Source organism: Ruegeria sp. CE8 (genome assembly GCF_056537465.1).
Map to the genome: position 1 here is coordinate 306,692 of NZ_JBQFRP010000002.1, position 26,828 is coordinate 333,519.

Below are 26,828 nucleotides of genomic sequence, written 5' to 3' on the forward strand. Positions count from 1 at the left end.
AGTCGTTACGAACCTGTCACAAAGGGCCCCTAAAGCGCGTCCATCCACTTTGTTAAGACAGCCAGGAGCTATCCATGAAAGACGTTGATTCGACCAACCTGTCCGCCGACGATTGGGACGAGCTGCATTTCCCGCGCCCCGAAGAAAACGACTTTGACCGCGTTGTTGAAAGCGCCATTTCACGCCGGGGATTTCTGGCTGGAGTGGTCGCCTTTGGCTCTGGCGCCGCTGCCATGGGCACTGGCTTGCTGGGTTCAACTTCGGCTCAGGCTGTCGAAGCCTCGCGTTTCGCTTTCACTCCGATCGCCGCACAGACTGATGGCACCGTCCATGTGCCCGAAGGGTATGAGTGGAAGGTCATGACGCGCTGGGGTGACCCACTGTTCTCGGACGCCGACGGCTATGACATCACCGATGGAGGTCCGGTCGAGAAATCGGATCGTATCTTCGGTGAAAACACCGACGGGATGGAAACTTTCTCGTTCCAGGGTCACGAATTGATCGCGATCAACCACGAATACCCGAACCGCAAGATCAACCTGCCCGCCGCGCAAGATGGCGTTCCGGCCAGCGCCGACGATGTTCTGAAGCTGCAGAACATTCAGGGTGTCACCGTGATGGAAATCACCGAAGGCCCCGACGGCTGGTCCGTCGTCAAAGACAGCCCTTTCAACCGTCGTATCCACCACAACACGCCGATGAAAATAGTGGGTCCCGCCGCTGGTCACGACCTTCTGAAAACCGAAGCCGACCCGACCGGCACCGCGTCTCTGGGCACCATGAACAACTGTGGCGCGGGTAAAACGCCGTGGGGCACATATCTGACATGCGAAGAGAACTTTAACGGCTACTTCGGCTCCAGCGACGAGAACGCCAGCTACGACCAGAAGGTCGCGGACGGTTTCAAGCGTTATGGCGTCAAAGCCGAAAGCTGGAACGGATATGAGCTGTTCGACCCGCGTTTCGACACCTCGAAAAATCCAAACGAACCACACCGCGCGGGCTGGATCGTTGAGATTGACCCGAGCAAGCCGAACAGCACGCCGGTCAAGCACACCGGTCTGGGCCGTTTCAAACACGAAAACGCCGAGGTCACTCTAGCTGCAGATGGCCGCGTGGTTGTCTATATGGGCGACGACGAGCGGGGCGAGTACCTTTATAAGTTCGTCTCGAACGGCACCTACCAGCCAGGAGGCGAGACCGAGAGCCTGCTGAATGACGGAACCCTTTTTGTCGCCAAGTTCAACGACGACATGAAGGGCGAATGGCTGGCTCTGACGTCGGAAACCACCGGCATGGATTCGGCAGAGATTGCGATCTTCACCCGTATGGCAGCCTCAAAAGCTGGCGGCACCACCATGGACCGTCCCGAATGGGTGGCGTCGAGTCCTGTTGCGGTCGAGGCGTATTGCTGCCTGACCAACAACAAGAACCGCGGCGTGAAGCCGAACGCCGGAGGGGATGATACCTCAGTCAACGCCCCCAACCCGCGCGAGGCCAACAAGTACGGTCAGATCGTGCGCTGGCGTCCGGCGAATGATGACCATGCGGCCGAAGGGTTCGATTGGGACCTGTACGTCATGGCAGGCAACCCGACCGTTCATTCGGACGACCGCGCGGGTTCGGAGAACGTGAACGAGGGTAACCTGTTCAACTCGCCGGACGGCATGGTCATCGACTCAACCGGACTGATCTGGATCCAGACAGACGGCAACGACGACAACGAGGGTGACTTTGCAGGGAACGGCAACAACCAGATGCTGGTTGGCGATCCCGTTACCGGCGAAATCGCGCGTTTCATGACCGGCCCGAACGGCTGTGAAGTCACCGGTCTGGCATGGTCCAGCGATCAGCGCACCATGTTCGTCGGCATCCAGCACCCCGGCAGCAACTGGCCGAATGGTGGTACGCCGCGGTCGTCGGTGATAACAATCAAGCGTACTGATAACGGTCTGGTCGGATAAACCGCTGAGAGTCGAAACGCCCCCGACCTTGCGGTTTCGGGGGCGTTTTTTTAGATGTCCTCACCTGGTATGGCAAGTGGCCCACCCGGAGCCATGAGATGCCGTTCAGAAAGCCACGGATTCAGCTCCAACGCCTGAGACAAAGCCTCGCGCGCTTCATCGATGCGCTGAAGCCCCAGCAAGGTCAGTGCGCGACCGCTGATCGCGGCAACATGGTTCGGCGACAGTTCGATGGCCTTGTCCAGATCGGGCAAAGCGGATTGAAAGTCCTGCCGTAAATAGTGGGCAAATGCGCGTTGGTTATACCCTTCGGCGTAAGATGGGCAGTAAGCGATCAACCTGTCGAAGTCTTCAATTGCGCCCAGCAAGTCCCACGCATTTCGACGCGTCATTCCCCGATCAAGCACCGCCTGCGCACTTTCGTCAGGTGCATCCGTCCAAAACTCCCAGAGCTGGTTCGACAAGACGCGCGCGGCTCGTTCGTTTTCGGCATCCTGAATCTGCGCGATAATCGCCGATACGTCGGCGGAATGGTCCGGCGCGACCGGGCAATCTTGGGCGTTGGCCGCAACTGACAGCGCAACGTACAACAAACAAGCTGAAGCAAACTGTTTCATGCAGCAATGGTGACGCGTGTGTGGCTTACGTCAACCCACCCCGTCCAAGGCTCCGGACACTCCGGTCTCTTTCACCGCCTCCATCGCCACGAAAGTCGAGGTGTTTGCAACGTGCGGCAGAGACGAGATTTTCTCGGCCAGAACCGCGCGGTATTCCGACATCGAGCCGGTCCGGATTTTCAACAAATAGTCGAAATTCGAAGCAATCATATGGGCTTGCTCGATTTCGGGCACCTTCCGAACTGCCGCATTGAACTCGGCCAGTGCCTTCTCGCGGGTGTCGGTCAACCGGACTTCGACAAAGGCAACGTGGTCTAGGCCAAGGCGGATCGGGTCAAGCAAAGCGCGGTATCCCGTGATGATCCCTTCGGCTTCAAGTCTCTTCACACGTGCTTGAGTGGGCGACTTGGACAGCCCGATGCGGCGCGCAAGGTCGGCAACGGGTATCCGGCCGTCCTCGGCCAGAATCGCAAGGATTGACCTGTCGAACCGGTCCAGCCCAGGAAAGTCTTTTTGCATCGTAGATGACCTCAAAAACAGGCCTTTCGCCCATCAGTTTCGGAAAATAAGGCAATCGTCCTGATTTTTCGACACTATATTACACAAAAGACCGGAGGACCCATGTCACACAGCCTGCGCACCCTGATTGATGGCCAGACTTACGCCAATCAATCTGACATTCTTGACGCGTTGATCGCCAATGCCGACCTGAGCGAAACCGACCGCACCGCGATCTGCGCGGCTGCGGCACAGTTGGTGCGTGACATCCGGTCCAGCACCTCGCCTGGCATGATGGAGGTGTTTCTTGCCGAATACGGCCTGTCCACGGACGAAGGTGTTGCGCTCATGTGTCTGGCCGAAGCTTTGCTGCGTGTCCCCGATGCCGACACGATCGACGCGCTGATCGAAGACAAGATCGCGCCATCCGATTGGGGCAGGCATCTGGGTCAGTCGTCCTCTTCGCTGGTCAATGCATCCACCTGGGCACTGATGCTGACCGGCAAGGTACTGGACGAAGACAAGACGTCTCCGGTTGGTGCGTTGCGCGGAGCGATCAAACGTCTGGGTGAGCCGGTGATCCGTACAGCCGTCGGACGAGCGATGAAGGAAATGGGCCGCCAGTTCGTGCTGGGCGAAACCATTCAATCCGCCATGAACCGGGCCAAAGGGATGGAGGGCAAGGGCTACACCTATTCCTACGACATGCTCGGTGAAGCCGCCCGGACCGAGGCCGACGCCGCCCGCTATCACTTGTCCTACTCGCGCGCGATCGCGGCAATCGCTGAAGCTTGCATCCACGATGACATCCGCGCCAATCCGGGCATATCGGTCAAACTGTCGGCCCTGCATCCGCGCTATGAATTGGCACAGGAACAGCGCGTGATGGACGAACTTGTGCCACGGCTGCGGGCGTTGTGTCTGCTGGCCAAAGCGGCCGGTATGGGTCTGAATATCGATGCCGAAGAAGCGGACCGCCTGTCCCTGTCCCTGCAAGTGATCGAAGCCGTGATGGCCGAACCCGCCCTTGCTGGGTGGGACGGTTTGGGCATTGTGGTACAGGCGTACGGACCTCGGGCCGGGATCGTTCTGGATACACTGTTTGGCATGGCCGAACGCCACGATCGCAAACTGATGGTTCGGCTTGTGAAGGGTGCCTATTGGGACACCGAGATCAAACGCGCCCAGGTCGAAGGTGTCGACGGATTCCCCGTGTTCACCCGCAAGGCAGCAACAGATATTTCGTACATCGCCAACGCGCGCAAGCTGCTGGGTATGACCGACCGGATCTATCCGCAATTCGCCACGCATAATGCCCACACGGTCAGCGCAATCCTTCATATGGCCGACGGCCAGCCTTTCGAATTCCAGCGCCTGCACGGAATGGGCGAGACGCTGCACCAAATCGTCAAGGACCAGAGCAATACGCGCTGCAGGATTTACGCCCCAGTCGGAGCGCATCGCGATCTCCTGGCTTATCTCGTGCGGCGCTTGCTTGAGAACGGCGCAAACTCTTCCTTCGTAAACCAAATCGTAGATGAGACGGTTCCGCCTGAACACGTCGCAGCCGATCCGTTCCTGTCTATTCAGGATCAGGTGCCATCTTTGCCAACCGGTCCGGAACTGTTTCAACCGGAGCGCCCGAATTCAAAAGGGTTCGACCTGCATCATACACCAACGCTGGACAGGATCGACGCCGCGCGCGATGCATATCGGGCGCACCATTGGTATGCGCAACCGCTTCTGTCCGGGGACGCAAACCCTGAGGAAGACCAGCCGATCACAAACCCGGCTCAACCACAGGACAGGCCGGGTGCCGTCGCCGCTGCCAGCGCGCAGGATGTCGAGCTGGCTCTGGCGACAGCCTCACCGTGGCAGGATCCGCCCGCAGACCGTGCACGCGCCCTCAATGTGGCAGCAGACCTGTACGAAGCGCATTTCGGCGAACTGTTCGCCCTGCTCGCGCGCGAGGCCGGAAAGTCAGTACCCGACGCGGTGGCTGAGCTACGTGAGGCGGTCGATTTCCTGCGCTATTACGCTGCGAACATCCCCCACGCTGAACCCGCAGGCATCTTTACCTGTATCAGCCCTTGGAACTTCCCATTGGCCATTTTCACCGGCCAGATCTCGGCTGCGCTGGCGACGGGAAACGCCGTTTTGGCCAAGCCCGCACCTCAGACACCTCTGATCGCGCATCGAGCGGTTCAGTTGCTGCACGAAGCCGGTGTGCCGCGTGACGCGTTGCAATTGTTGCCCGGTGGGCCAGCTGTTGGCGCAGCGCTGACCTCTGACCCGCGCGTTTCCGGCGTGGCCTTCACAGGGTCGACGGCGACGGCGCTGAGAATTCGGGAGGCAATGGCCGAAAACCTCCACCCGGGCACGCCGCTCATCGCTGAGACGGGTGGACTGAACGCGATGATCGTCGACAGCACCGCCCTGCCCGAACAGGCGGTACAATCCATCATCGAAAGCGCGTTTCAATCTGCGGGCCAAAGGTGTTCCGCGCTGCGCTGCCTCTATGTGCAGGAGGATATCGCAGACGACTTGCTGACAATGCTGACCGGTGCAATGGCGGCTTTGCAGATCGGCGAACCATGGCAGATCTCAACCGATTGCGGTCCGGTCATTGACGACGCCGCGCGGCAGGGCATCGCGGATCACGTATCCAAGGCGCGTGCCGAAGGGCGCGTCCTCAAGGAACTGGCCGTACCCCCCGAAGGCACGTTCATCGCACCAACATTGATCGAGATACCCGGCATTTCTGCGCTGGAGCGCGAAATTTTTGGTCCTGTTCTTCATGTCGCGCGCTTTAAGGCTTCGGAAATCGATCAGGTCATCGCCGCAATCAACGCAACTGGATACGGGCTGACCTTTGGGCTGCACACCCGCATCGACGATCGGGTCCAGCACATCACCGAGGCTGTTCATGCCGGAAATATCTACGTTAACCGCAACCAGATCGGCGCCATTGTGGGATCGCAACCTTTCGGCGGCGAGGGGCTTTCAGGTACAGGGCCGAAGGCCGGCGGGCCGAACTACATGGCCCGGTTCTGCGCGCCAGACCGGCAGCAGTCCAAAGCGCAGTGGGGAAGCACAATGAGCGAGCTGCCAGTTGCTCAGGGCCAACCTACGCCGGTGCAGACCAAATCTTTGCCCGGTCCGACTGGCGAGTCTAACCGGCTGAGTGAATTCCCGCGAACGCCATTGCTGTGCATGGGACCGGGTGCTGAGGCAGCGCAAGCGCAGGCCGAAGCGGTAGAAGCACTGGGCGGCACCGCCATTCGGTCGACAGGCGCACTGGATCTGCACCGGCTGGAAAACGTGACTGGCCTCTCGGGCGTTCTGTGGTGGGGCGACGAAGATACCGCACGCGAGATCGAACGTCATCTCGCCCGCCGCGATGGTCCGATCGTGCCGCTGATCCCCGGCTTGCCGGACCGGGCACGGGTCTTGGGCGAACGCCACGTTTGCGTGGACACGACTGCCGCCGGCGGTAACGCAGCATTGTTGGGAGGTGCGGCGTAACCATACCTTGACGCTGGGCCGGGAAAAGCCCAGCGTCCCCCCCATGTTTCCGATCCGTGATCATAACCCCTCGGGGCGCACGCCATACGTCGTCTACCTGCTGATGGCGTCTAATATCCTGATATTCCTAAGTTATGTTGGAATCATGGATAATGCCCCGCTGATAAGCCGGCTCTATTTCGACTATGCCGTCATTCCGGCACGGATCACCGATGGTTTTGCCTTTGAAACTCTGTTGACCTCGATGTTCCTGCATGGTGGCTGGATGCACTTGGCCGGGAACATGCTGTTCCTCTGGATCTTTGGCGACAACCTCGAAGACGAGATGGGACACGTGCCCTTTCTGCTGTTTTACCTTGTCGCCGGAATCGGCGCAGGCCTGATCCACGTCATAACCGCACCGGGCTCAGTGGTGCCGACCATCGGAGCCTCCGGTGCTATCGCTGGCGTTATGGGCGGCTATCTTCTGATGTTCCCAAAAGCACGCGTGGATATCCTGCTGATCCTGATCGTCTATGTCCGCATATTCACAATCCCCGCCTTCGTAATGCTCGGCGTCTGGCTGGGCATGCAGTTTCTGGGCAGCCTCGCCAGCAATCCGGACGAAGGTGGCGTCGCCTATTGGGCACATACGGGTGGGTTTTTTGTCGGCCTGATCCTGTGTGTTCCCCTTTGGCTAAAGCGTGGCGGGCCCGCGTTCTGGGGCCGCACACATGGGCACCCTCCCCACCCCGAACACGAATACAATCTATCGCAATCAAGGATCCCGCGCGTCCCACGCAAATAGGTGTGCGTCACGTATCTTGTGGTTGAGGAAACGCCCACCGATGACCTACGTGACCTCGTGCGCCGCGGCCAATATCGCCTTGCCAGTTACAGCCGCATACATCGGGGTTCGCGCGCCCGGAGAAAAGCCCAGGATAGGGTTCGTTTTTTCGACCTATTCGGAAACCGTTACTTCTCTCCCACCTGGTGAGCCTCTATCCCGACCATGCATTCTTGCCGCTCTTTAACGAACAAACAAATTAGTTTTTTTGAGCGTCGCTATGATGCGGTGCATTGTGGCTAATGAAGCCGGTCTGGCGTAACGCGCCACGCTCAAAGTAAAAAAGCGCGCCTAGGTCGGGGCGCGCTTGTTCAAAAGATATCCGAAATACCTAGCCTCGGATCACCTTCGCGAACTGGTCAAAGATAGGCTCATTCGAGCAGATCACTTCGCCATCGTCCAAAACGCTGCCTTCAGGGTTCAGCGCCTGAACAAATCCGCCAGCCTCTTTCACGATGATGATGCCGGCGGCAAGATCCCATGCGTTCAGGCGACGCTCCCAGAACCCTTCGTAGCGACCGGCGGCGACATAAGCCATGTCCAGCGCCGCGGCACCCCAGCGGCGCACACCTGCGCAAGCGGGCATCAGGCGGGCCAGATCCTGCAGGGTCGCAGGCAGGTCCGAACGGCCACCAAAGGGCAGACCGGTCGAGAAGATAGACTCGATCATTCGGTGGCGGCCCGAAACGCGGATACGCATGTCGTTCATCCACGCGCCTTCGCCCTTTTCGGCAAAGAACATCTCGTCCTTGGCGGCGTCATAGATCACACCGGCGACGATCTTGCCCTTGTGTTCCAGCGCGATGGAAATCGCCCAATGCGGCAGGCCGTGCAGGAAGTTCGTGGTGCCGTCCAGCGGGTCCACGATCCAGCGGCGGGTCGGGTCTTCACCGTCAATTGAGCCGCCCTCTTCGGCCAGCCAGCCATAGGTGGGGCGTGCGCCCAGCAGTTCCTCTTTCAGGATCGCCTCGGCGGCGATATCGGCTTTGGAGACAAAATCACCTGCGCCTTTCATCGACACCTGCAGGTTCTCGACTTCACGAAAATCCTTGACCAAAGAACGCCCCGCCTTGCGCGCGGCTTTGATCATGATGTTGAGATTTGCACTGCCAACCATTGTCCAAAGGCTCCTGTCCGGTCAAACCGCGCGTATACTGGGGCAATGCGCCCTTGCCAAGAGGAATGATGCGCATAACAGCCCCGCGTTTTTTGCCTATTGCTCTTGCAGCTTGCGCGCCTCGGTTCCGGCCAACTGAATCAGCTCTTGCACAAAGGGTTTTTCCAGGTCCTCGGTGCGCACCGCCGCATAAAGGCTACGGGTGATCCCGTCTTTGGTCAGGGGGCGGGTGACGTAGTCCGAATTGTACTTCACTTCGCGCACAACCCAGTCAGGCAACACCGAAATGCCGCGGTTCGACGCGACGAGCAAAAGGATCACCGCGGTCAGTTCCACCTGCCGGATCGTGGCCGGTTCAACCCGCGCCGGGATCAGCAACTGACTGAATACATCAAGGCGTGTTCGCTCCACCGGATATGTAATCAGGGTCTGTCCCCTGAAGTCCTCGGCCTCGATGTATTCTTTCTGCGCCAGAGGGTGCGACGACGCGGCGACAAAGACGGCGTCATAGTCGAATAGTTCGATGAATTCGATGCCTGGCAGGTCTTCGGGATCGGACGAAACGACCAGATCTACCTCTTCTTTCTGCAGGGCCGGCAGCGCGTCGAAGGCAAGGCCAGGCCGGATATCGACGTCCACATCACCCCAGGATTTCCGGAAAGATTCAAGCACTGGGAACAGCCATTCAAAACAAGCGTGGCATTCGATGGCGATGTGCATCCGCCCCGTTCGCCCGTCTCGCAACGATGAGAATTCTTGTTGCGTCGCCTCGACTTGTGGCAGAATCTGTTCCGCCAAGCGAAGCAATCGCAACCCAGCTGCCGACAGTTTCATCGGCTTCGAGCGGCGCAGGAACAATTCTACCCCGGCCTGATCTTCCAATCCTTTGATCTGATGGCTCAACGCGGATTGTGTGATGTTCAACTGATCCGCCGCGCGGGCAAGCCCACCGCATTCATGGATGGCCTTGATGGTTCGCAAATGGCGGAATTCGATGTGCATTGCAGTGATACTCATGTTGTTCTTGAATATTATGAGTTTGTCTCACAATGTCGAAGCTGGCACAAGGTCCTTGAACCAAACAAGTGAGGCCGAGATGACTAAGCCAGAAATTTCATTCGAGTTCTTCCCGCCCAAGACGCTCGAGGCCTCATTCCGCCTTTGGGACACCGTTCAGACACTTGCCCCGCTCGAACCGCGCTTTGTCTCGGTGACCTACGGCGCAGGCGGCACAACGCGGGAACTGACGCGCGACGCGGTGGCGACCCTGCACAAATCCTCGGGCCTGCCGGTTGCGGCGCATCTGACCTGCGTCGATGCATCCCGTCAGGAAACACTGGAGATTGCGGATACGTTCGCGCGGGCCGGCGTCCAGGACATCGTGGCCCTGCGCGGCGATCCACCCAGCGGTCAGGACCGTTTCGAGCCGCACCCTGACGGGTTTGCCAATTCGGTCGAGTTGATCTCTGCCCTGGCGGAGACTGAGATGTTCAGCATTCGCGTTGGCGCGTATCCCGATATTCACCCCGAGGCGCAAAATGCCCGCACGGATATCGACTGGCTCAAGGCCAAGCTGGATGCAGGCGCGGATGAGGCCCTGACTCAGTTCTTCTTCGAGGCCGAAACTTTCTTCCGGTTCCGTGATGCCTGCGAAAAAGCCGGCATTGATAAGCCCATCGTGCCCGGCATTCTTCCAATCGAGAACTGGAAGGGCGCGCGCAACTTCGCCAAACGCTGTGGTACGCGCATTCCGGCATGGGTCGAACAGGCGTTTGAGAAAGCCATTCGCGACGATCGTGAGGATTTGCTGGCCACAGCGCTGTGTACCGAGTTGTGCTCGGACCTTATCGAGGGCGGTGTGGACAAGCTGCATTTCTATACTCTGAACCGGCCCGAGCTAACGCGCGATGTGTGTTTTGCCCTTGGCATCACGCCACGAGTCGATCTGCAGAATGTCGCCTGATCTGACAAAGGGCCAAAATCACGCCGTTTTTTCGCCTCAAGCTCCAAAAACAATACCTGCACACGAATGAAATTGTTCCTGTAGTTACTTCAATTTCGTGTGGAATTTGACAAATTCACAACCCTCCTGAAACTGGGTTGTGAAGTGTTTTAATGAGTTAGTTGGGTATGGAAACTGCCGAAAAGTTCAGGGCCCGTTCAGACGCGTTGTATGCTCTGGGGTTGGATCAAAGCGCCAGTTCAGATGACATCAGAAATGCGTGGCGGAATATTGCGTTCCACGGCCACCCTGATCAGGCAAACGGTGATAGCACTGGATTTACCCGCGCCAAAGAAGCCTATGACCTTCTGCGCAAGGAAGGGTTGGCGGGCAAAGGCGCAGGGGCGGGAAAACCGCGGCGCCCGAAATTGCGCAGACGCGTGATCACCCTTGAAACTGCGGATATCGACGCCTGCCGCGCACTGCTGAACAAAGCACTGCCAGACAGAAGCGACGAAACCGATACGTCGAAGCCAGATCAGTTGTGCAAATCCGATCACATTCCCGATGCGGTCGGTTTTTTCGGCCGCCACGTGACGTTTTTTGTTTCTACACCGGTCTACCAGGGGGCAAATCGCGTAGCTTTGCCGACATCAGTTCTGGCAGGGTCGCGCCGGACAGAAACCGAAGTGCTGAATTTCCAGTCAAATAACTCTGGCGGCGGCGAGGTTGTCGTTCCCGATGCCATAACGGCCCGGACATTCCCCGGCGCCAAAAGCGTTCGGATTCGTTTCGAAGCCGACCAGCAGATGCGCGACGAATTCTGGTTGGCGCATTAATCATCGCGAAGAAAAGCCCGACTGAGGTCCAGCCGGGCTTTGGTGTCGTGAGTGACCACTTAGTTTGTGACAGGGCCTTCCGAAGTGAATTTCGGGATGACGCTGGTCGATGCGCCATCAGGTTCGATACCGGGCCAGTTGCCTTCGGCGATATTGATGTTGCCAGGAACGTCTTCTTCCCAAAAACCGACAACAACATCGGTGATGTTCAAATACAGCTTGTCATCCACAATGCGCCACAGGTTCGGGTTTGCCGGAACCTTGCCGCCTTTCGACACGCCGTATGCGCAATGCCCGTCATATTGCGGGGCGTAATAGGCCGGGTTTTCCAGGAATTTATCGCGGTTCTCTTCAGTCGAAAACGCCCATGTGGCGCCATTGTACTCTGCGGTGATGTCGGCATTGCCACGCACGCCTTCAGGCTGAGACTGACCGACCGGAACCTGAGCCAGGTCGCGATAAGCGACGACATCGTAACCGGATACGGCATAGCCGGTACCATCCACATACTGATCTCCGGCAAAGGCCGGAGCGGCAAGGGTCAGCGCCGCAGCTACGGTCAGGGCAAAACGTTTCATGGTGGTCAATCCTTTTGTCCTCAGGGTTGTTGATTTGCCCGTATGAGCGGGTCTGAACAGACAATAGGTGATTTCGATTTGATGCGCAGTCCCGCTCGCGGCGCTGTGACGGCGAATGAGAAAACGTGAGATGTCGGATGTGATTTGTTACAAAACGGCCCCTGCGTCGGGGGTTGGACTCGGCGCTTTGCAACATTAGCTGTTGTGACGGACGGACAATTCACCTGCACTTTGCTAAGAAAGGCAAGAAATGAGCGAGCAACCGACCTATACGCCCCCAAAGGTCTGGACATGGGACAGCCAGAGCGGCGGCAGATTCGCCAACATCAACCGCCCGATTGCCGGTGCTACCCACGACAAGGACCTACCGGTCGGACGTCATCCGCTGCAGCTTTATTCACTCGCCACCCCAAACGGCGTAAAAGTGACCGTAATGCTGGAAGAGCTGTTGGCGCTGGGGCACGAAGGCGCTGAGTACAATGCCTGGCTGATCAATATCGGCGAAGGCGATCAGTTCAGCTCGGGATTTGTTGAGGCAAACCCGAACTCAAAAATTCCCGCGCTGTGGGACCGGTCGAGTGATGAGCCGACGCGCGTGTTCGAAAGCGCCTCGATCCTGTTCCACCTGGCCGAGAAGTTCGACGCATTCCTGCCCAAATCGGGTCCGGAACGCACGGAAGTCATGAACTGGGTGTTCTGGCAAATGGGCAGCGCTCCTTATCTGGGCGGCGGCTTTGGCCATTTCTACGCCTATGCTCCGGAAAAATGGGAATACCCGATCAATCGGTTTGCCATGGAAGCCAAACGCCAGCTGGATGTTCTGGACCGTGAACTGGCGAACAAGACGTATATCGCAGGCGAAGACTACACGATCGCCGACATGGCAATCTGGCCGTGGTATGGCCAATTGGTTCTGGGCCGTCTTTACAGCGCGGCAGAATTCCTGGACGTCGAATCCTACAAGAACGTTATGCGTTGGGCCAAAGCCATTGATGCGCGCCCAGCGGTACAGCGTGGGCGGATGGTCAACCGCGCGTTCGGCGAGCCGCATACCCAGCTGCACGAGCGTCACGAGGCCTCAGACTTCGAAACCCGCACGCAGGACAAGCTGGAGGCGGCTGCGGAATAACAACGCAATCGCCCTGCGCTCTACCGGTCGCGGGGCGATTTGTTTTCCACATCCTATTTTAGAATAGGCGGTTTATCGGGATCGCTGCCGGGTATCGTTTGCGTGGCAACGCGCACCTCGGGCTGAGGCAGATCGAAACGCAATCCAACGCGCGCCAGTGACGCGGCAACCGGATCATGCGGAGGAAAAAACCCGACATCCATGGCCCCTGCCTCGATCCCGGAAAATGTCAGCGCCTCGGACGCCGCTTTGGCAAGCGCTGCCTCTGCACCATCGACCGCCCCAACAAAACCCAATAGATGACCAGACCCGCCATCCTCTGCTTTGGTCCCAACCAGATAGGCCGCGTCTGCCAATCCAACCGCCGTGGCAAGCTTTGCGTCCAGCGCGGTCAGCAGATCGTCAGGCAACCCGGCCGGAGCCAGAAACTCCGCGAACCGCTGTTGCACTTCTTCCGGTCCGTGCTGCAACGTCTCAGCCAACCAGCCCAGCGCCTCGGACGGGATCAGCATCGATGACGGGGCGACCTCGAGGTTCAGGCCCAACCCGATCCCCTGCCCCGTCAGCATGGACGACAGCGCCCGCCCGGACAGCGCCACATAGGGCACCGGGCGTCCGGCAAACCGCGCCAGCCGGTCTTCTCGGTCAAAGACCAGCACAAAGCGCCCGTCGGCGACGTCGAACAATTCGGGCGAGATATTCTCGCCCTTCGCCTCTTCGGTCAGCATCAGGAACAATTCGCTGTCAGCCAGCCGTTCGAAAAAACGCAGTCGCGCGGCATCGTCCTGCGGGTTAGCCTCCATCGCGGCGTGGGCGGCATCCAGAGCTGTGGCTTCAGTCATTCAGAACCTCTTGCACCCGGGCGCGCAAATCCGGCAGAAGGTCGGCTTGGAACCACGGGTTTTTCTTCATCCATGCCGTATTCCGCCACGACGGATGAGGCAAGGCAAAGACGCGCGGCGCATGGTCCCGCCAGTTGCGAACGGTTTCCGTGACCGAGGTGCGGGCTTTCAGATGGTATTTGTGAGCATGCCCGCCAACCACAATCGTCAAAGGTATATCCCCAAGCGTTTGCATCACCTTGTCATGCCACGTCTGCCCGCAGACCGGGGGTGGTGGTAAATCTGCTTTGCGCGCATTGTATCCCGGAAAACAGAATGCCATCGGCACGATGGAAACCAGCGAACGGTCGTAAAACACGGCCTCATTGATCCCAAGCCAGTCCCGCAAGCGATCCCCGGACGGATCGGTAAACGGCCGCCCCGATGCATGCACCCGCGCACCAGGCGCCTGGCCCGCAATCAAAATCGGAGTTCCGGACCGAAACCAGACCACCGGGCGCGGTTCGTGCGCAGTCTCTGTCGCGGCAAAGCGATCAACGCAGAGGCGACAGGATGAGATTTCTTTCTGAATTGAATTCATCGGATCGCAAGGATTAGTGCTTCAAACTGGTTGACGGTCAGAGTGAAAGATAGTCAGCGCAGGGCACAGGGCCAACACATGAAAAAGTCACATTGCCAACAGCCAGCTTTTGGATGCATTGATCATGCGCTTCGTTTTTCGACATAATGTGGCCTATATAAACGCGTAGGATAACCGATCATTCGTCGGTGCACTCGGCACAACAAAGGTACAGGCAGCAGGCATCAAATGCTTGAGTTTGAGAACGTCAGTAAGTCCTTCTGGACCGGAACGCGCCGCAAGGTGATCCTGGACAATGTCTCGTTCCGGATCGAGCTGGGCCGCTCGATCGGCATTCTCGCGCCAAATGGAACCGGCAAAACAACGTTGATCAACATGATGGCCGGTCTGGAAAAACCGGACGAGGGCGTGATTCGAAAATCCTGCAAAGTCTCGTTCCCGATGGGCTTTTCCGGTGGCGTTGCGAATAATCTGTCAGCACTGGAAAACGCGCGCTACATCGCCAAAATCTATGGCATGGACCCTGACTATGTCGAAGCCTACTGTAGCTGGCTCTGCAATTTGGGAGAGTACTTCAACCAACCGCTTGCCACGTATTCGTCCGGTATGAAAGGGCGATTTACTTTCGCATTGATGCTGGCGTTGGATTTCGACATGTATCTGATTGACGAGGGTATGCCGGCCTCGACAGATGTCGATTTCAACAGAAAAGCCGGCGACGTCCTTAGGGAAAAGTTGCGCACGACGACTCTGGTGATCGTGTCACACAGTCCTGACGTTCTGGAAAAATTTGCGCGACAGGCGGCTGTTCTTGTAGATGGGCAGCTTCACATGTTCGACACCTTGGAAGAGGCAAAGCAGCTATATGACTACCAAACCCAAGGCTAGAATTTACAACTGGCGCCGCAAGCGTCGCAGCGAAGGCACAGCTGAGGCGCGCGCCGACGCCATTTCGCGCATTCGCAAGGCAACTCAGCCACCTGCTGCGGCCAATGACCCGCAGCCCGGAACCGAACTGGATGCAATCAAGCGCGAGGGGCTGACAGGACGGCAATTGCGCATGGCACGCAGGCTGGCTCAGAAAAACGGTCTTGCAGCAACCTCGGACTACGATGCGGTGCGCCTGCTGCGTAAAAAAGGGATCGACCCGTTTCAGCGCACGAACTTGTTGGACCTGGCTACCGAAAAGAAACGCGCCGAAGATAAGTCTCAAGACAAGATCAAGATCCATTTGCCGCAAACGGTCAACGAGGGCACCCAGACTTTACCGGGCCCCGAGTTGTCGCCAGCGCAACGACGCGAATTCGAAATTGACCAGATACGAAAAGACATCGCGCGACGTCGCCGCCGCAAACTGTTGGCGTTGTTTGCGCGACTGGCCGTTTTCGTGTTCCTGCCCACGCTGATCGTCGGGATTTACTTCTACCGTCTGGCGACACCCATGTATGCCAGCGATTCTGCTTTCTCGATCCTTCAGGCGGACGGCGCCGGCGCATCCTTCGGCGGATTTTTGGCAGGCACGCAGTACGCGACCGCACAGGATTCTGTCGCAACGCAGGAATTTCTGGAATCCAAAGACGCGTTGCTGAGGCTCGAGCGCGATATGGGCTTTGCCGAAATCTTCAAACAGGAGTGGATTGATCCGATCCAGCGGCTCTCACCCGACGCGACACTGGAAGAAACGTACAAGCTGTATAAGCGGATGATTACAATCGGGTACGACCCAAGCGACGGCATCATCCGAATGGAGGTCGCGGCACCGGCGCCGGACATCGCGGTTGCCATCTCGGACCGCCTTCTGTCTTACGCCGAAGAGAGGATCAACGGCCTGTCCGAAGTAAAGCGCGAAGATCAGATGCGCGAAGCTTTGGCCAGTTTCGAAATGGCACAAGAAGAACGAAAAAAAGCGCAGGAAGACCTTATTGAGCTTCAACTGCAAGGCGCTCTTTTGGACCCGGAAAACGTTATTGCCGGCCTTCGCGGCCGCATTAACGGCATTGAAACCCAGTTGCAGGACAAAGAGCTTCAACTTGCCGCGCTGCTGGACAACCTGCGCCCCAATCAGGCGAAGGTCGACGGTGCCCGCGCAGATATTTCACGCCTCGAAGCTGTGCTTGAAGAGCTCAACGCGGAAATGCTGGACGTATCCGCTGGCGAAAACTCGCTGGCCCGCCTGAGTGTGCGGATTCAAATGGCGCAGGCCGATCTTGCCGCACGGGACATGATGATGCAGACGGCAATGCAGCAAATGGAAACCACACGGACCGAGGCAAACCGCAAAGTGCGCTATCTGACCGTGTCGGTGAAGCCGGTGCCAAGTCAGGAACCCACCTATCCGCGCAAGTTCGAAAATACGATTTTGGCTTTTCTGTTGTTTGCTGGTATCTACCTGTTGATCTCGCTTACCGCGTCAGTCCTTCGTGAACAGGTATCCTCGTAAGACACATGAAACATGTAAAAATCTCCGATCTCACGGTCGGCAATGATCTGCCTCTGACGATCATCGCCGGCCCCTGCCAGCTTGAAACCGCAGATCATGCGCAGATGATCGCTGGAAAAATGAAAGAGGCGTGCGACGCCGCAGGTGCGCAGTATGTGTTCAAAGCCTCTTACGACAAAGCCAACCGTACATCTCTGTCCGGAAAGCGCGGAATGGGGATCGACGCCGGGCTGAAGGTTCTGGATGACATCCGCAAGACCATGGGCATTCCGGTGCTGACCGATGTCCACTCCGAAGCCCAATGCTCGATCGCAGCCGAGGCAGTGGATGTCTTGCAAATCCCGGCCTTCTTGTGCCGCCAGACTGACATGTTGCTGGCTGCTGGAAACACGGGTGCTGTTATCAACGTCAAAAAGGGTCAGTTCCTGGCACCTTGGGAAATGCCCAATATCGTGACCAAGATCGAAAGTACCGGGAATACGAATATCCTGCTGACCGAGCGGGGGTCTTCCTTCGGCTATAACACTCTGGTTGCCGATATGCGGTCCCTGCCTCAAATGGCACAGACAGGCTACCCGGTGGTGATGGACGCCACCCACTCCGTTCAGCAACCCGGCGGGCAAGGCGGTTCCTCGGGCGGGCAGAGAGAATTTGCGCCAGTCATGGCTCGGGCAGCCGTTGCTGTCGGCGCGGGTGCGGTCTTTATGGAAACGCATCAGGACCCGGATAACGCCCCATGCGACGGCCCAAACATGATTTACCTGGATCAGATGCCACACCTCGTTGACACATTGATGCGCTTTGATGCATTGGCCAAGGCCAATCCGATTGAGATTTAGTCAAGAGCAATAGTTATGAATAAACCAATCCCCGAGGTGACTCCGAACACCTGGAGCTTTCTGCGCGACCCAATGATCAAACCGACCGGGTTCCGCGAATATGACGCGCGCTGGAAGTACCCCGAAGAGATCAATCTGCCGGGCATGACTGCGCTTGGTTTGGGTTTGGGCACACAAATGCGCAAACGTGGGATCGAGCCGGTGATCGCAGTCGGCAACGACTATCGGGATTACTCGCTCGCGATCAAGAACGCGCTGATCCTCGGGCTGATGCAGGCCGGTATTCAGGTCAAGGATATTGGCCCCGCTCTCAGCCCCATGGCCTATTTTGCGCAGTTCCATCTGGACGTTCCGGCGGTGGCCATGGTCACGGCCAGCCACAATCCAAACGGTTGGACCGGAGTCAAGATGGGCTTTGACCGCCCTCTGACCCATGGCCCGGACGAGATGTCGGAACTGCGGGACATCGTTCTGAACGGTGAAGGCGCAGCCCATGACGGCGGATCGTATGAGTTCGTGGACGGTGTCAAAGAAGCCTACATCGACGATCTGGTCGGCGACTTCAAAATGTCCCGCCCTCTGAAGGTCGTGTGCGCCACCGGCAACGGGACAGCTTCGGCCTTTGCGCCCGAGATTTTCGAACGCATGGGCGTCGAAGTGGTGCCAAGCCATAACCGGCTGGATTACACTTTCCCCAATTACAACCCCAACCCCGAAGCCATGGAAATGCTGCATGACATGGCCGGCTCGGTGAAATTTAGCGGTGCCGATCTGGCTTTGGGGTTTGACGGTGACGGCGACCGTTGCGGTGTTGTGGATGACGAGGGTGAAGAGATTTTTGCCGACAAGGTCGGCGTGATCATGGCTCGCGATCTGGCCAAACTGTATCCCAACTCGACTTTTGTGGCGGACGTCAAATCGACCGGCCTGTTCGCCAGCGATCCCGAATTGCAGGCTCGCGGCGTCAAAGCGGATTACTGGAAAACCGGTCATAGCCACATGAAGCGCCGGGTCAAAGAGATCAACGCGTTGGCCGGGTTTGAGAAGTCGGGCCACTACTTCCTGGCCGAGCCTATCGGGCGCGGTTATGACTGCGGGATGCGCGTCGCGGTTGAGATCTGCAAGCTGATGGACCGCAATCCGGACAAAAGCATGTCGGACCTGCGAAAGGCTTTGCCGAAAACATGGTCGACACCAACGATGTCGCCCTATGCAGCCGATACCGAGAAATACGACATCCTCAAACGGCTGGTCGACAAGTTGGTGGCCAAGGCGGACGCCGGAGACACCTTCGCCGGTCGCGCGATCAAAGAGGTTGTCACCGTCAACGGTGCCCGCGTCATACTGGACAACGGCAGTTGGGGGCTGGTGCGCGCGTCATCGAACACGCCCAATCTTGTGGTGGTTTGCGAAAGCAGCGAAAGCGACGAAGAAATGCGCGCGATCTTTGCCGATATCGATGCTGTCATACGCACCGAGCCGGGCGTCGGCGACTACGATCAGACCATCTAAGCGATACCGCGTTTCGGGGCATCGGCCCCGAAACGCCGATACGGCAGCGCGATTCAGTTACCGCCGAACAGCTTCAACAGTCCCTTATTCACTTCTTCTTCCAGTTTGTTCTTGATGGCGTCTTCGATCTGATCGCTGTCAGTGATCGTCGTATCCAGTTCCTCGCCGACCTTTTCAAAGACCTTTTGCTTGGCTTCATCCTCAAGCTCTTTGGCCTTTCCTTCAGCCGCCGCTTCAATGACCTTGGTCAGGTCCGGCTTGATCGACGGGTTGCTCCACGGCCCAACGATCCGCACCGGCACCGAGATACCGTTGCCCGAATTCGCCCGCAGCGCGACCGGCGTAAACAGATAGTCGATATCGCGATTTCCGATTCCAACCTGACCGGCTCCGTCAGCCCGGAAGTTGTCCAGTGACATCAACAAGTCGTCGTTCCGTAGTATGCCTTGATCCATAGTAAAACTGGCGGTCACGCTGTTAAACACGGTCGTACCCCCTTCGCCCCCACCGCGCCCCATCAGACGGTCCAGATCAAACCCCGAGATCACGCCTTTGCCCACGTCCAGACGCCCCCTGCCGCTCAGCGAGCGCATGATCTGGTCTTCGGTCTGGCCAACCCCGAGGAATTCGAACGACCCCGATCCGGTTCCGGACAGGCGTTCGACACCACCCAAAGCGGAAAGGGCCTGTTGAACGTTGATATCTTCCGCCTTCAGATTCCCGCCGACTGACAGTCCGTTCCGATTGTTGGCGACCACCTGCCCGTTCAAATGCCCCGAGAACAGCGTGGCGGGATTCATCTGCAGTACCGCCCGTGACCGATCAAGGTTGAGCGTCAGGTCGCTCGGCCCCAGTGTAAGCCCCGGCACGGCAATGGAGTTGGCCTTTAGGCGAATTACACCGTTTGCCAAGGCCAGCGCAGACGCATCGATTGGGGTGGTCGACCAGCCTTGGTCAGGCGAAGGCGCCGTGGACGCCCCGCTACTGCCGGCGGCAGGCGCGTCATTAAACCTTGTGAGATCAAGATCCCCGCCATCTAATCGCGCTGTGATTTGCGGCGGGTCAGAAATCACGATATCCGCCTCACCGCTCAGTCGATTATGATCCAGCTTGGCCACCATGTCGCGCAGAGAGACCCGCCCGTCAGTGGTATAGGTCATCTGCGCGGACAAATCAGCCTCGCGCCCAAGTCCCAGCGGCGCCCCTACACCCGCCTGTCCAAAAGCAGCCAGCATGCGTTCCGTATTCGTCGTTTTGGCGTTCAACTTGCCATCCATTTCGCCGGCCAGATTGACGCGACCATCGAAGCTGAACTTTCCTCCGGGCGCAGTCAGGGTCAGCGCGAGCGGCGTTACAACCCCCGATGCATAAGCCGGTAAATCCTGGATTTTGAGATCCACATCAACGTCCCCGCCAGGCACTGCCAATTTCGCCTTCACCTCCAGCGGCGCTGAAACATCAGGCCAACTGGCCGCCAGATCGACATTGGAAAAGTCGAATTTCGTCACACCGTTTTCGATGTAGACCAGGCGCGCATTTGTTAGCTTCAGGTGATCCAGCGTCACTTCGCCCTGCTGCTCTTGCGGTGTCGCGCCTCCTGCAGAGCTTGGGGGAACGGCCGTCGATGCGGGCGCCGAGAGTTCCCAGTTCCCACGACCGTCAGAAAGCTCCAGCCGCAGAACAGGATTATCGGCGATCACCCGCTTGATGCGCAAGTTGCCTGAGATCAGCGCAGCGGCATCGACCCCGACAGCCAGGCTTTCGGCGCTCAGCATTGGTTCCGAGCCAGCCCAGGGCGCGTTTCCAAAGCTCACGGGACCCGTCTCCATGCCCAATACGGGCCAGAATGACAGATTCACATCTCCCGACAGCTTCAGATCACGGCCCGTCTGGGCGCGGACCTGTTCAGCCAGAATCGCGGCCAGCTTGTCGCCAGGCATCAGCAACAGGGCCCCCACGACCAAGCCGAAAACCGCCACCAACAGGAAAAGGATGCGCACTAGCCACTTCATTATCTGCTCTCCGCCTTTTTCATGCGTTTAAAAAATATCATCCAAAGCCTGCGTCGCATTTGCAAGGGGAAGCGTTCCCCACTATATGCCGCGCCATGACCACGAACCCGCCAAACCTCCGCCCCGACCTGGCGCCAGCCGCCCGGATGCCTGAGACGCCACGTTCGAACCAGCCGACAATCGGTATGGTCTCTTTGGGATGTCCCAAGGCCCTTGTCGACAGTGAGCGTATCCTGACCCGCCTTCGTGCCGAAGGGTACGGGATATCTCCGGACTATTCAGGTGCGGATGCCGTGATCGTGAATACTTGCGGGTTCCTCGACAGTGCCAAGGCGGAATCGCTGGACGCGATTGGCGAAGCGCTGGTGGAAAACGGCAAGGTCATCGTGACCGGCTGTCTGGGCGCGGAACCGGATTACATCCGCGAACATCACCCGCGCATCATGGCCGTGACCGGCCCTCATCAATATGAACAGGTGCTGGATGCGGTGCATTCGGCAGTGCCGCCCGATCCTGATCCATTTGTGGACCTGCTGCCCGCAGCAAGTGTTCAACTGACCCCGCGCCACTACAGTTATCTCAAGATTTCCGAGGGCTGTAACCACAAGTGCAAATTCTGCATCATCCCCGACATGCGCGGGAAACTGGCCAGCCGCCCTGCCCACGCCGTGCTGCGCGAAGCTGAAAAGCTGGTCGATAACGGTGTGCGCGAGTTGCTCGTGATCTCGCAGGATACCTCGGCCTATGGGCTGGACCGGAAATACGACGTGAACCCGTGGAAAGACCGCGAAGTCCGCAGCCACATCACCGATCTGGCGCGTGAGTTGGGGCAGTTGGATGCCTGGGTTCGACTGCACTACGTCTATCCCTACCCGCATGTGCGCGAGCTGATCCCTCTGATGGCAGACGCGGGATGCAACATCCTGCCCTATCTGGATATCCCGTTCCAACACGCCCACCCGGACGTATTGAAACGTATGGCCCGCCCCGCAGCTGCCGCCAAAACGCTGGATGAGATCGCTGCATGGCGCGCGACCTGTCCGGATATCACCCTGCGGTCGACCTTCATCGTGGGCTATCCGGGCGAGACGGAGGCCGAGTTTCAGACGCTGCTGGATTGGATGGATGAGGCAAAGCTGGATCGCGTTGGCTGTTTTCAATACGAGAACGTCGACGGTGCGCGCTCGAACAACCTGCCTGATCACGTCCCGGCCGAGGTCAAACAGGACCGCTGGGATCGGTTCATGGAAAAGGCTCAGGCGATTTCCGGGGCAAAGCTGGCCGCAAAGGTCGGCCAGACCATCGATGTGATCGTCGACGAGGTCGACGACGAGGCCGCAACCTGCCGCACCAAGGCTGACGCGCCCGAGATTGACGGCAATCTTTTCATCGACGAAGGGTTCAAAGAATTGAAACCGGGGGACATTGTGTCAGTCGTGGTCGACGAAGCCGGGGAATACGACCTGTGGGGAAAGCTCAACTGATCCCGCCGGGCAGTGTTTCCGTCGCCCAGCTAATCACATCACTGCTGATTAGCAACAAGAAGATCAAACACGCCGTACCCTGTCGAACTAAGCTGATAATTGGAGCGAGCTCCCGTAGTGTCGCGAGTTACTAGGCCAATTCTATTTAGTGTGCCCAAGGATTCTGCAGCCTCGACTGAAATCCGTTGCACGGAAAGAGGTTCACTTAGTTCAACAGAGCCAAAGTTATATTTTTCACCATCCATTACTTCCGCAACTGACTCTACCAATTGCGACCTTGTTAAACTCCCCTTCGCTTTTCCTAGTGCTATCAACACCTGCCTATTCACCACTGAAGGAATGCTATCACCAACTAGCGCACTTGGCAGATCACCTATCCCGCCGTCAGATTTTGAACGTTCCCTTTTCAGTTCTTCTTCTAGCTCTCCACTCACGCTTGCAGCCTTCTCCAGCCTTTCCGCGGCAGCGATCTTCCTTTCCTCTGACTCTCTTTCAAGATCCGCTTTCGCTTGTTCATGTTCCGCATCAATTTGGAGTTTTTGAATTTCGCGCTTGCTAGCTTCGATTTGTTGGAGATTGTGAAGATAGTAATTTGGTCGTATCGCTGCCCAAGCGCTAAAGAGAGTCAACCAAGGCTTGAACAGCCCAATTATGACGCCCAGCGAAATTGGATAAACCAATAGGCTGTAGATACTAGTGTGCAATTCAAAATACCAGATTCTAATTTGAACCGGAAAGTTTGAGAAAAGGAAAAAATACAATGGCTTCCAGTTGATGGCTACAAACACGGCTGTTGCAGAACCCAATATTGGCGATCTGATACGATCATTTAGATTCTCGAAGTACTGTTTTACCAAATCCAACATTCGATACGCGCTTACTTGAAAGTGACTCTCGCATACGTTGATCAGCGCTACAGTTCAATAGCCAGAAATGGGTTTGTCGATTTCGGTTTATTCAACCATCAAACCAACCCCGCCAACACGACCACCCAAGCCAACCCCGCCGCCACTGCCGTTAGCGCCACTGCCGCACTGGCTGCATCCTTTGCTTGACCGGCCAATTCGTGATAATCCGTCGAGGTATGATCCACCGCCCGTTCGATGGCGGTGTTGAACAGTTCAGCCACAAGTACCAGTATCCCCAGCACAAGGATCAGGGCGCGCTCTGCCGTGCCAAGTGGCAGCCAAAACGCCAGCGCGCCTGATATCAGGTTTGCCCAGATCCAGGCACGAAACGAATACTCGCCGCGCCAAGTTGAAGTCAGACCTTGCCAACTCCAACGTGAGCGGTCCTTAAGGTGGGTCAAGAGATTTTTCATCGGCCTTCGTCTTAGTTTTAAGTGGAACTGAAACCGAAACAGAACCTGGTAGGCAAGAAAAAACCGCCCCAAAAAGGCGGCTTAATCAGTCAAGATGTGCGGGCGGCTAAAGCTCAGCCGCCCGCGGAATTCTTATTGTTAGACCGGGTTACAGACGGTCTGACCCGCTTCGGTCGTGGCCAGCGCGGTACCTGCCGGGCAGCTCGGCGTGCCGAACTTGTCGTACTCAGGCGTGATGTAAACCGGCGCAGGCTCTTCCTGCTGCGAGCATGCAGCCAGAACTAGGGCAATTGCGCTAACGGCAGCAAATTTAAGTTTCATGTCCGTCAATCCTCTAAAAATTTTTCATATTGCCCTACTACCTGGGGCCAGTGTCAAAATACGACCTCATTGATATTATTGCAACAAAATCAATCACGGATTTGTGAGAGCGGCGAATCCATGCTGCCGGAACGAAGTTCGAAGCGCGTCCTACACCTCGTGTATTATTGCCCTAAACTTAATCGTCGACGTTAGCCAACTGCGGAGTAGCCACATGTCCGACACGCCAATTATTGCTCAAAAAGGTCCCTTTCCGGTCGATGTGACCGAGGGGAAAAGCTATTTCTGGTGCGCCTGCGGCAGATCCCAACGACAACCTTTTTGCGATGGCTCACATAAGGGATCAGGGTTCGAACCCGTAAAATATACCGCTGAGAGCAACAAGAAGGTGTTCTTTTGCGGCTGCAAGCAAACGGCAAATCCACCGCTGTGCGACGGATCACATTCCAAGCTCTGACTACCTTTTCAAAGCGTTTAATTTTTGTGCGTTTGCACAGAATTCCGGTGCCGATCTGACCTCGGACTGTTGTGCTGACAACCATAATTCGCACTGGCCGCTGCACCCTGCAGCACGGCATCGGGTCACGATTTCTGCGTATTCATCGGCGGAAAGTCGCCCTTCGGCCATCGCTTCACTAAACGACACGTTCATGCATCTGGCCACCGAGCGGGTGAGCCAGAAGTGTTTTTGAACGTCTCCCAGAATATCCCGGGTCATTGGGTTTTCCGACTGTCTTGCTGCTTGAGGTTCGCAAACCGTGTGCGGTTCGGGCAGGTTCGCGGGGCTTCATTGGCGGTTTCATTGTGTTCCAGCCAGTTCTCGCAGGCGCAGGCCCATTCACACCCCTGGCACCGCCGAACCATATCGGCCCAGTCCCGCTGACTTAGGCGACCCTGTTCGTGCCCTGTCACGACGTCTGATCCAACCACCTGCCCCATGCGTAGCACGAGACGGTGATGCTCCATGATCCGCCCTAGTCGTTGCATTCGCTATCCGATGCTGATGTGAGACGGTCAAACAGCTCTTTGTTTTTGCAATACTCCGGTGTTTTCCCATCGTGATCAGATTCTGCCAACAGGCTCTCGCAATGGTCCGGGTTCGAGCAGGCACTGCACCGAATTACGGCGTCAGAAATCTGGTCAATCGTGACCTTTCCGCCGATTGCAGCATCCTCCAGATCGACCCCAACACGGGTTGCCATTTTGTCGACCAGCTCGGCGTGCCGTTTCAGAGTATCTTTGCCGGACATAGCATCCTCTCCCTGTCGCGCAGTTTGAACAGGATAGCGCAGCGGCCCGGGCAGGCCTTTGACTCAGGTCAAGACTCCGCTCCGATATGATCCAGATAGGCGCGGGTGGCATCCTGCACTCGGCGAAAGCGGTCTCCGCCAAGTTTTTTGCCGCCGTACCAACGGGTGACGATGATGACATGCCCGTCCAAACTCGCCCGCTCGAGCATACGCAGGATCACCATTCCGGCGCCGCTTTCCCCGTCATCCGCCTTGAGCGCGCCCGTGGGTAGGACTGCCGCCCACGTGTTGTGCGTGGCTTTGGCATAGCTTTTGTCGGACTTCAGGTCCCGCAGTACCGCATCGACATCATCGCGCGTTTGTACCGGCGCACCCGATACCGCGTATTTCGAACCGCGATCCGTCAGGATCACGCCAAGCCGTATCAATGAGGTCATTGCGTCAGTCCAAGTTGCCGTGCGGTGTCCTGGACTATCTGAACGCGCTTCGCATTTGGCGGGTGTGTTCCAAGAAAGCTATCCCCGGGATCTTGAATCCGGTCGAAGTACTTTGCGCCGATCAACGGATTGTACCCTGCGCGGTAGGTAATGATTGTTCCCAACTGATCCGCTTCCAGTTCGAATTCCTTGATATAGACCTGTGCCCCAACTTTTGCACCCAGCTTCTGCGCCTCTTCAACGCCTGACCCGTCTGCCCCACCCAACCGGGCCAGTTCACCGAAGATCACGGCGCTGTCACGTGCGTTCTGGGACTGTCTGGGGATGTGCCGCAGTATGTGGTGAGCAGCCTCGTGCCCCATCACGAAAGCCAGCTCATCCGCGTTTTCAGCGGATTGGATCATCGAACGGGTGAAGATGATGACCGGCTGATCCTTGTTATCGAGCGTTTGAAACGCATTGGCCGGGGCATTGGGGTTCAGGTCCACCAAAATAGTAAAGTCGCAATTCGGAACATTGGACGCCCGCAGGCATTCCTTTCGCGCCTGTTCACCGACCTGGCGACTGACTTGCTGGAACGCTTCGGCCTCGACCCTGAACCCCTCAGAACCCTGCGTCCATTCTGTCGCGGGTTGAACGCGCAATGTGTTGGCACCGCAGGCCGCCAGAAGCAGGAGGAGAAACAGACAGATCAGACGGCGCATTCATATCCCTTTTGAAACGGTAAGCCCGTTTTTCAAATCATAGCGTGGTGC

General features: G+C 57.5%; 28 protein-coding genes. 12 read left to right on the forward strand and 16 right to left on the reverse strand.

Translation table 11 applies throughout. The features are described from left to right. The first annotated feature begins 74 nt into the window (after nt 1-74). The gene (locus ACR0AA_RS04450; RefSeq protein WP_480755519.1) at nt 75-1,964 is read left to right on the forward strand and encodes a PhoX family protein; all 1,890 of its coding nucleotides are present in this window, start codon (nt 75-77) and stop codon (nt 1,962-1,964) included. Between the two features lie 50 nt (nt 1,965-2,014). Here ACR0AA_RS04450 and ACR0AA_RS04455 read toward each other — a convergent pair whose 3' ends face one another. Continuing rightward, nucleotides 2,015-2,581 carry a tetratricopeptide repeat protein gene (locus ACR0AA_RS04455; protein ID WP_480755520.1) on the reverse strand — a complete coding sequence of 189 codons (567 nt, stop codon included), beginning with the start codon at nt 2,579-2,581 and terminating at the stop codon, nt 2,015-2,017. A gap of 30 nt (nt 2,582-2,611) precedes the next feature. Next, the gene (locus ACR0AA_RS04460; RefSeq protein WP_480662338.1) at nt 2,612-3,100 is read right to left on the reverse strand and encodes an Lrp/AsnC family transcriptional regulator; all 489 of its coding nucleotides are present in this window, start codon (nt 3,098-3,100) and stop codon (nt 2,612-2,614) included. 102 nt (nt 3,101-3,202) lie between these two features. Between ACR0AA_RS04460 and putA the strand changes: the two genes are divergently transcribed. Both putA and ACR0AA_RS04470 read left to right on the forward strand, forming a co-directional pair. Beyond that, nucleotides 3,203-6,604 (forward strand): bifunctional proline dehydrogenase/L-glutamate gamma-semialdehyde dehydrogenase PutA, encoded by a 3,402-nt coding sequence (putA, locus tag ACR0AA_RS04465; RefSeq protein ID WP_480755521.1) that lies wholly within the window; start codon nt 3,203-3,205, stop codon nt 6,602-6,604. A 43-nt stretch (nt 6,605-6,647) separates the two neighbouring features. Continuing rightward, on the forward strand, nt 6,648-7,391 hold the full coding sequence (locus ACR0AA_RS04470) for a rhomboid family intramembrane serine protease (RefSeq protein ID WP_480662334.1): 744 nt from the start codon (nt 6,648-6,650) through the stop codon (nt 7,389-7,391). A gap of 370 nt (nt 7,392-7,761) precedes the next feature. Here the strand turns inward: ACR0AA_RS04470 and ACR0AA_RS04475 are convergent, their stop codons facing one another. Together ACR0AA_RS04475 and ACR0AA_RS04480 are read right to left on the reverse strand one after the other, a co-directional pair. Continuing rightward, entirely contained in the window at nt 7,762-8,547 is a 786-nt protein-coding gene (locus ACR0AA_RS04475; RefSeq protein WP_480662332.1) for an inositol monophosphatase family protein, read from the reverse strand. 96 nt (nt 8,548-8,643) lie between these two features. Beyond that, nucleotides 8,644-9,549 carry a LysR family transcriptional regulator gene (locus ACR0AA_RS04480; protein ID WP_480662874.1) on the reverse strand — a complete coding sequence of 302 codons (906 nt, stop codon included), beginning with the start codon at nt 9,547-9,549 and terminating at the stop codon, nt 8,644-8,646. A 94-nt stretch (nt 9,550-9,643) separates the two neighbouring features. Between ACR0AA_RS04480 and metF the strand changes: the two genes are divergently transcribed. Both metF and ACR0AA_RS04490 read left to right on the forward strand, forming a co-directional pair. Beyond that, nucleotides 9,644-10,510: a methylenetetrahydrofolate reductase [NAD(P)H] gene (metF, locus tag ACR0AA_RS04485; RefSeq protein WP_480662330.1), complete on the forward strand. Its 867-nt coding sequence runs from the start codon at nt 9,644-9,646 to the stop codon at nt 10,508-10,510. A 167-nt stretch (nt 10,511-10,677) separates the two neighbouring features. After that, entirely contained in the window at nt 10,678-11,328 is a 651-nt protein-coding gene (locus ACR0AA_RS04490; protein WP_480755522.1) for a J domain-containing protein, read from the forward strand. Nucleotides 11,329-11,387: 59 nt separating this feature from the next. On the opposite strand, the gene ACR0AA_RS04495 is transcribed toward ACR0AA_RS04490, so the two are convergent. Further along, a complete protein-coding gene (locus ACR0AA_RS04495; RefSeq protein WP_480755523.1) occupies nt 11,388-11,906 on the reverse strand; it encodes a YHS domain-containing (seleno)protein in 519 nt (172 codons plus the stop codon). A 250-nt stretch (nt 11,907-12,156) separates the two neighbouring features. On the opposite strand from ACR0AA_RS04495, the gene yghU reads away from it, so the two are divergent. Further along, complete coding sequence (gene yghU, locus ACR0AA_RS04500; protein WP_480662324.1) at nt 12,157-13,035, forward strand: glutathione-dependent disulfide-bond oxidoreductase; 879 nt, start codon at nt 12,157-12,159, stop codon at nt 13,033-13,035. A 53-nt stretch (nt 13,036-13,088) separates the two neighbouring features. On the opposite strand, the gene ACR0AA_RS04505 is transcribed toward yghU, so the two are convergent. Together ACR0AA_RS04505 and ACR0AA_RS04510 are read right to left on the reverse strand one after the other, a co-directional pair. Next, complete coding sequence (locus tag ACR0AA_RS04505) at nt 13,089-13,877, reverse strand: SseB family protein (protein WP_480662322.1); 789 nt, start codon at nt 13,875-13,877, stop codon at nt 13,089-13,091. Then, nucleotides 13,870-14,457, reverse strand: a complete 588-nt coding sequence (locus ACR0AA_RS04510) for a uracil-DNA glycosylase family protein (protein WP_480662320.1) — start codon at nt 14,455-14,457, stop codon at nt 13,870-13,872. The genes ACR0AA_RS04505 and ACR0AA_RS04510 overlap by 8 nt, the downstream gene beginning before the upstream one ends. 228 nt (nt 14,458-14,685) lie before the next feature. Between ACR0AA_RS04510 and ACR0AA_RS04515 the strand changes: the two genes are divergently transcribed. The 4 genes from ACR0AA_RS04515 to ACR0AA_RS04530 are packed head-to-tail and all read left to right on the forward strand — an operon-like array spanning nt 14,686 to nt 19,248. Beyond that, nucleotides 14,686-15,345, forward strand: coding sequence for an ABC transporter ATP-binding protein (locus ACR0AA_RS04515; RefSeq protein ID WP_239337348.1), 660 nt, complete (start codon nt 14,686-14,688; stop codon nt 15,343-15,345). After that, complete coding sequence (locus tag ACR0AA_RS04520; protein WP_480755524.1) at nt 15,323-16,897, forward strand: KpsE/RkpR family capsule polysaccharide export protein; 1,575 nt, start codon at nt 15,323-15,325, stop codon at nt 16,895-16,897. Before ACR0AA_RS04515 ends, ACR0AA_RS04520 begins: the two co-directional genes overlap by 23 nt. A gap of 5 nt (nt 16,898-16,902) precedes the next feature. After that, nucleotides 16,903-17,736, forward strand: coding sequence for a 3-deoxy-8-phosphooctulonate synthase (gene kdsA / locus ACR0AA_RS04525; protein WP_480662314.1), 834 nt, complete (start codon nt 16,903-16,905; stop codon nt 17,734-17,736). Nucleotides 17,737-17,751: 15 nt separating this feature from the next. Continuing rightward, nucleotides 17,752-19,248 (forward strand): phosphomannomutase/phosphoglucomutase, encoded by a 1,497-nt coding sequence (locus ACR0AA_RS04530; protein WP_480755525.1) that lies wholly within the window; start codon nt 17,752-17,754, stop codon nt 19,246-19,248. A 53-nt stretch (nt 19,249-19,301) separates the two neighbouring features. On the opposite strand, the gene ACR0AA_RS04535 is transcribed toward ACR0AA_RS04530, so the two are convergent. Next, a complete protein-coding gene (locus ACR0AA_RS04535; RefSeq protein ID WP_480755526.1) occupies nt 19,302-21,260 on the reverse strand; it encodes an AsmA family protein in 1,959 nt (652 codons plus the stop codon). 95 nt (nt 21,261-21,355) lie between these two features. On the opposite strand from ACR0AA_RS04535, the gene rimO reads away from it, so the two are divergent. After that, complete coding sequence (gene rimO / locus ACR0AA_RS04540) at nt 21,356-22,744, forward strand: 30S ribosomal protein S12 methylthiotransferase RimO (protein WP_480755527.1); 1,389 nt, start codon at nt 21,356-21,358, stop codon at nt 22,742-22,744. Between the two features lie 38 nt (nt 22,745-22,782). Here rimO and ACR0AA_RS04545 read toward each other — a convergent pair whose 3' ends face one another. The 3 genes from ACR0AA_RS04545 to ACR0AA_RS04555 all read right to left on the reverse strand — a co-directional run bounded on the left by ACR0AA_RS04545 (nt 22,783) and on the right by ACR0AA_RS04555 (nt 24,386). Next, the gene (locus ACR0AA_RS04545; RefSeq protein WP_480755528.1) at nt 22,783-23,610 is read right to left on the reverse strand and encodes a hypothetical protein; all 828 of its coding nucleotides are present in this window, start codon (nt 23,608-23,610) and stop codon (nt 22,783-22,785) included. A 98-nt stretch (nt 23,611-23,708) separates the two neighbouring features. Further along, nucleotides 23,709-24,065 (reverse strand): diacylglycerol kinase, encoded by a 357-nt coding sequence (locus tag ACR0AA_RS04550; RefSeq protein WP_480755529.1) that lies wholly within the window; start codon nt 24,063-24,065, stop codon nt 23,709-23,711. A 138-nt stretch (nt 24,066-24,203) separates the two neighbouring features. Further along, nucleotides 24,204-24,386: a hypothetical protein gene (locus tag ACR0AA_RS04555; protein WP_239337354.1), complete on the reverse strand. Its 183-nt coding sequence runs from the start codon at nt 24,384-24,386 to the stop codon at nt 24,204-24,206. A gap of 214 nt (nt 24,387-24,600) precedes the next feature. Here ACR0AA_RS04555 and ACR0AA_RS04560 point away from each other — a divergent pair, with 214 nt between their 5' ends. Further along, complete coding sequence (locus tag ACR0AA_RS04560) at nt 24,601-24,843, forward strand: CDGSH iron-sulfur domain-containing protein (RefSeq protein ID WP_480755530.1); 243 nt, start codon at nt 24,601-24,603, stop codon at nt 24,841-24,843. On the opposite strand, the gene ACR0AA_RS04565 is transcribed toward ACR0AA_RS04560, so the two are convergent. The 5 genes from ACR0AA_RS04565 to ACR0AA_RS04585 all read right to left on the reverse strand — a co-directional run bounded on the left by ACR0AA_RS04565 (nt 24,844) and on the right by ACR0AA_RS04585 (nt 26,777). Beyond that, a complete protein-coding gene (locus tag ACR0AA_RS04565) occupies nt 24,844-25,104 on the reverse strand; it encodes a DUF6455 family protein (protein WP_480662300.1) in 261 nt (86 codons plus the stop codon). It lies immediately after the preceding gene. Next, nucleotides 25,101-25,373, reverse strand: coding sequence for a DUF6455 family protein (locus ACR0AA_RS04570; RefSeq protein WP_480662298.1), 273 nt, complete (start codon nt 25,371-25,373; stop codon nt 25,101-25,103). The genes ACR0AA_RS04565 and ACR0AA_RS04570 overlap by 4 nt, the downstream gene beginning before the upstream one ends. Beyond that, nucleotides 25,361-25,636: a DUF6455 family protein gene (locus ACR0AA_RS04575; protein WP_480662296.1), complete on the reverse strand. Its 276-nt coding sequence runs from the start codon at nt 25,634-25,636 to the stop codon at nt 25,361-25,363. Before ACR0AA_RS04575 ends, ACR0AA_RS04570 begins: the two co-directional genes overlap by 13 nt. Before the next feature lie 68 nt (nt 25,637-25,704). Next, nucleotides 25,705-26,073 (reverse strand): YigZ family protein, encoded by a 369-nt coding sequence (locus tag ACR0AA_RS04580; protein WP_480662295.1) that lies wholly within the window; start codon nt 26,071-26,073, stop codon nt 25,705-25,707. Beyond that, complete coding sequence (locus tag ACR0AA_RS04585) at nt 26,070-26,777, reverse strand: M48 family metallopeptidase (protein ID WP_480662293.1); 708 nt, start codon at nt 26,775-26,777, stop codon at nt 26,070-26,072. Before ACR0AA_RS04585 ends, ACR0AA_RS04580 begins: the two co-directional genes overlap by 4 nt. Nucleotides 26,778-26,828 lie beyond the last annotated feature (51 nt).

Coding starts and splice junctions, on each gene's coding strand:
- ACR0AA_RS04450 (WP_480755519.1), top strand. CDS start 75: ATGAAAGACGTTGATTCGACCAACCTGTCCGCCGACGATTGGGACGAG.
- ACR0AA_RS04455 (WP_480755520.1), bottom strand. CDS start 2,581: ATGAAACAGTTTGCTTCAGCTTGTTTGTTGTACGTTGCGCTGTCAGTT.
- ACR0AA_RS04460 (WP_480662338.1), bottom strand. CDS start 3,100: ATGCAAAAAGACTTTCCTGGGCTGGACCGGTTCGACAGGTCAATCCTT.
- putA (WP_480755521.1), top strand. CDS start 3,203: ATGTCACACAGCCTGCGCACCCTGATTGATGGCCAGACTTACGCCAAT.
- ACR0AA_RS04470 (WP_480662334.1), top strand. CDS start 6,648: ATGTTTCCGATCCGTGATCATAACCCCTCGGGGCGCACGCCATACGTC.
- ACR0AA_RS04475 (WP_480662332.1), bottom strand. CDS start 8,547: ATGGTTGGCAGTGCAAATCTCAACATCATGATCAAAGCCGCGCGCAAG.
- ACR0AA_RS04480 (WP_480662874.1), bottom strand. CDS start 9,549: ATGCACATCGAATTCCGCCATTTGCGAACCATCAAGGCCATCCATGAA.
- metF (WP_480662330.1), top strand. CDS start 9,644: ATGACTAAGCCAGAAATTTCATTCGAGTTCTTCCCGCCCAAGACGCTC.
- ACR0AA_RS04490 (WP_480755522.1), top strand. CDS start 10,678: ATGGAAACTGCCGAAAAGTTCAGGGCCCGTTCAGACGCGTTGTATGCT.
- ACR0AA_RS04495 (WP_480755523.1), bottom strand. CDS start 11,906: ATGAAACGTTTTGCCCTGACCGTAGCTGCGGCGCTGACCCTTGCCGCT.
- yghU (WP_480662324.1), top strand. CDS start 12,157: ATGAGCGAGCAACCGACCTATACGCCCCCAAAGGTCTGGACATGGGAC.
- ACR0AA_RS04505 (WP_480662322.1), bottom strand. CDS start 13,877: ATGACTGAAGCCACAGCTCTGGATGCCGCCCACGCCGCGATGGAGGCT.
- ACR0AA_RS04510 (WP_480662320.1), bottom strand. CDS start 14,457: ATGAATTCAATTCAGAAAGAAATCTCATCCTGTCGCCTCTGCGTTGAT.
- ACR0AA_RS04515 (WP_239337348.1), top strand. CDS start 14,686: ATGCTTGAGTTTGAGAACGTCAGTAAGTCCTTCTGGACCGGAACGCGC.
- ACR0AA_RS04520 (WP_480755524.1), top strand. CDS start 15,323: ATGACTACCAAACCCAAGGCTAGAATTTACAACTGGCGCCGCAAGCGT.
- kdsA (WP_480662314.1), top strand. CDS start 16,903: ATGAAACATGTAAAAATCTCCGATCTCACGGTCGGCAATGATCTGCCT.
- ACR0AA_RS04530 (WP_480755525.1), top strand. CDS start 17,752: ATGAATAAACCAATCCCCGAGGTGACTCCGAACACCTGGAGCTTTCTG.
- ACR0AA_RS04535 (WP_480755526.1), bottom strand. CDS start 21,260: ATGAAGTGGCTAGTGCGCATCCTTTTCCTGTTGGTGGCGGTTTTCGGC.
- rimO (WP_480755527.1), top strand. CDS start 21,356: ATGACCACGAACCCGCCAAACCTCCGCCCCGACCTGGCGCCAGCCGCC.
- ACR0AA_RS04545 (WP_480755528.1), bottom strand. CDS start 23,610: ATGTTGGATTTGGTAAAACAGTACTTCGAGAATCTAAATGATCGTATC.
- ACR0AA_RS04550 (WP_480755529.1), bottom strand. CDS start 24,065: ATGAAAAATCTCTTGACCCACCTTAAGGACCGCTCACGTTGGAGTTGG.
- ACR0AA_RS04555 (WP_239337354.1), bottom strand. CDS start 24,386: ATGAAACTTAAATTTGCTGCCGTTAGCGCAATTGCCCTAGTTCTGGCT.
- ACR0AA_RS04560 (WP_480755530.1), top strand. CDS start 24,601: ATGTCCGACACGCCAATTATTGCTCAAAAAGGTCCCTTTCCGGTCGAT.
- ACR0AA_RS04565 (WP_480662300.1), bottom strand. CDS start 25,104: ATGACCCGGGATATTCTGGGAGACGTTCAAAAACACTTCTGGCTCACC.
- ACR0AA_RS04570 (WP_480662298.1), bottom strand. CDS start 25,373: ATGCAACGACTAGGGCGGATCATGGAGCATCACCGTCTCGTGCTACGC.
- ACR0AA_RS04575 (WP_480662296.1), bottom strand. CDS start 25,636: ATGTCCGGCAAAGATACTCTGAAACGGCACGCCGAGCTGGTCGACAAA.
- ACR0AA_RS04580 (WP_480662295.1), bottom strand. CDS start 26,073: ATGACCTCATTGATACGGCTTGGCGTGATCCTGACGGATCGCGGTTCG.
- ACR0AA_RS04585 (WP_480662293.1), bottom strand. CDS start 26,777: ATGCGCCGTCTGATCTGTCTGTTTCTCCTCCTGCTTCTGGCGGCCTGC.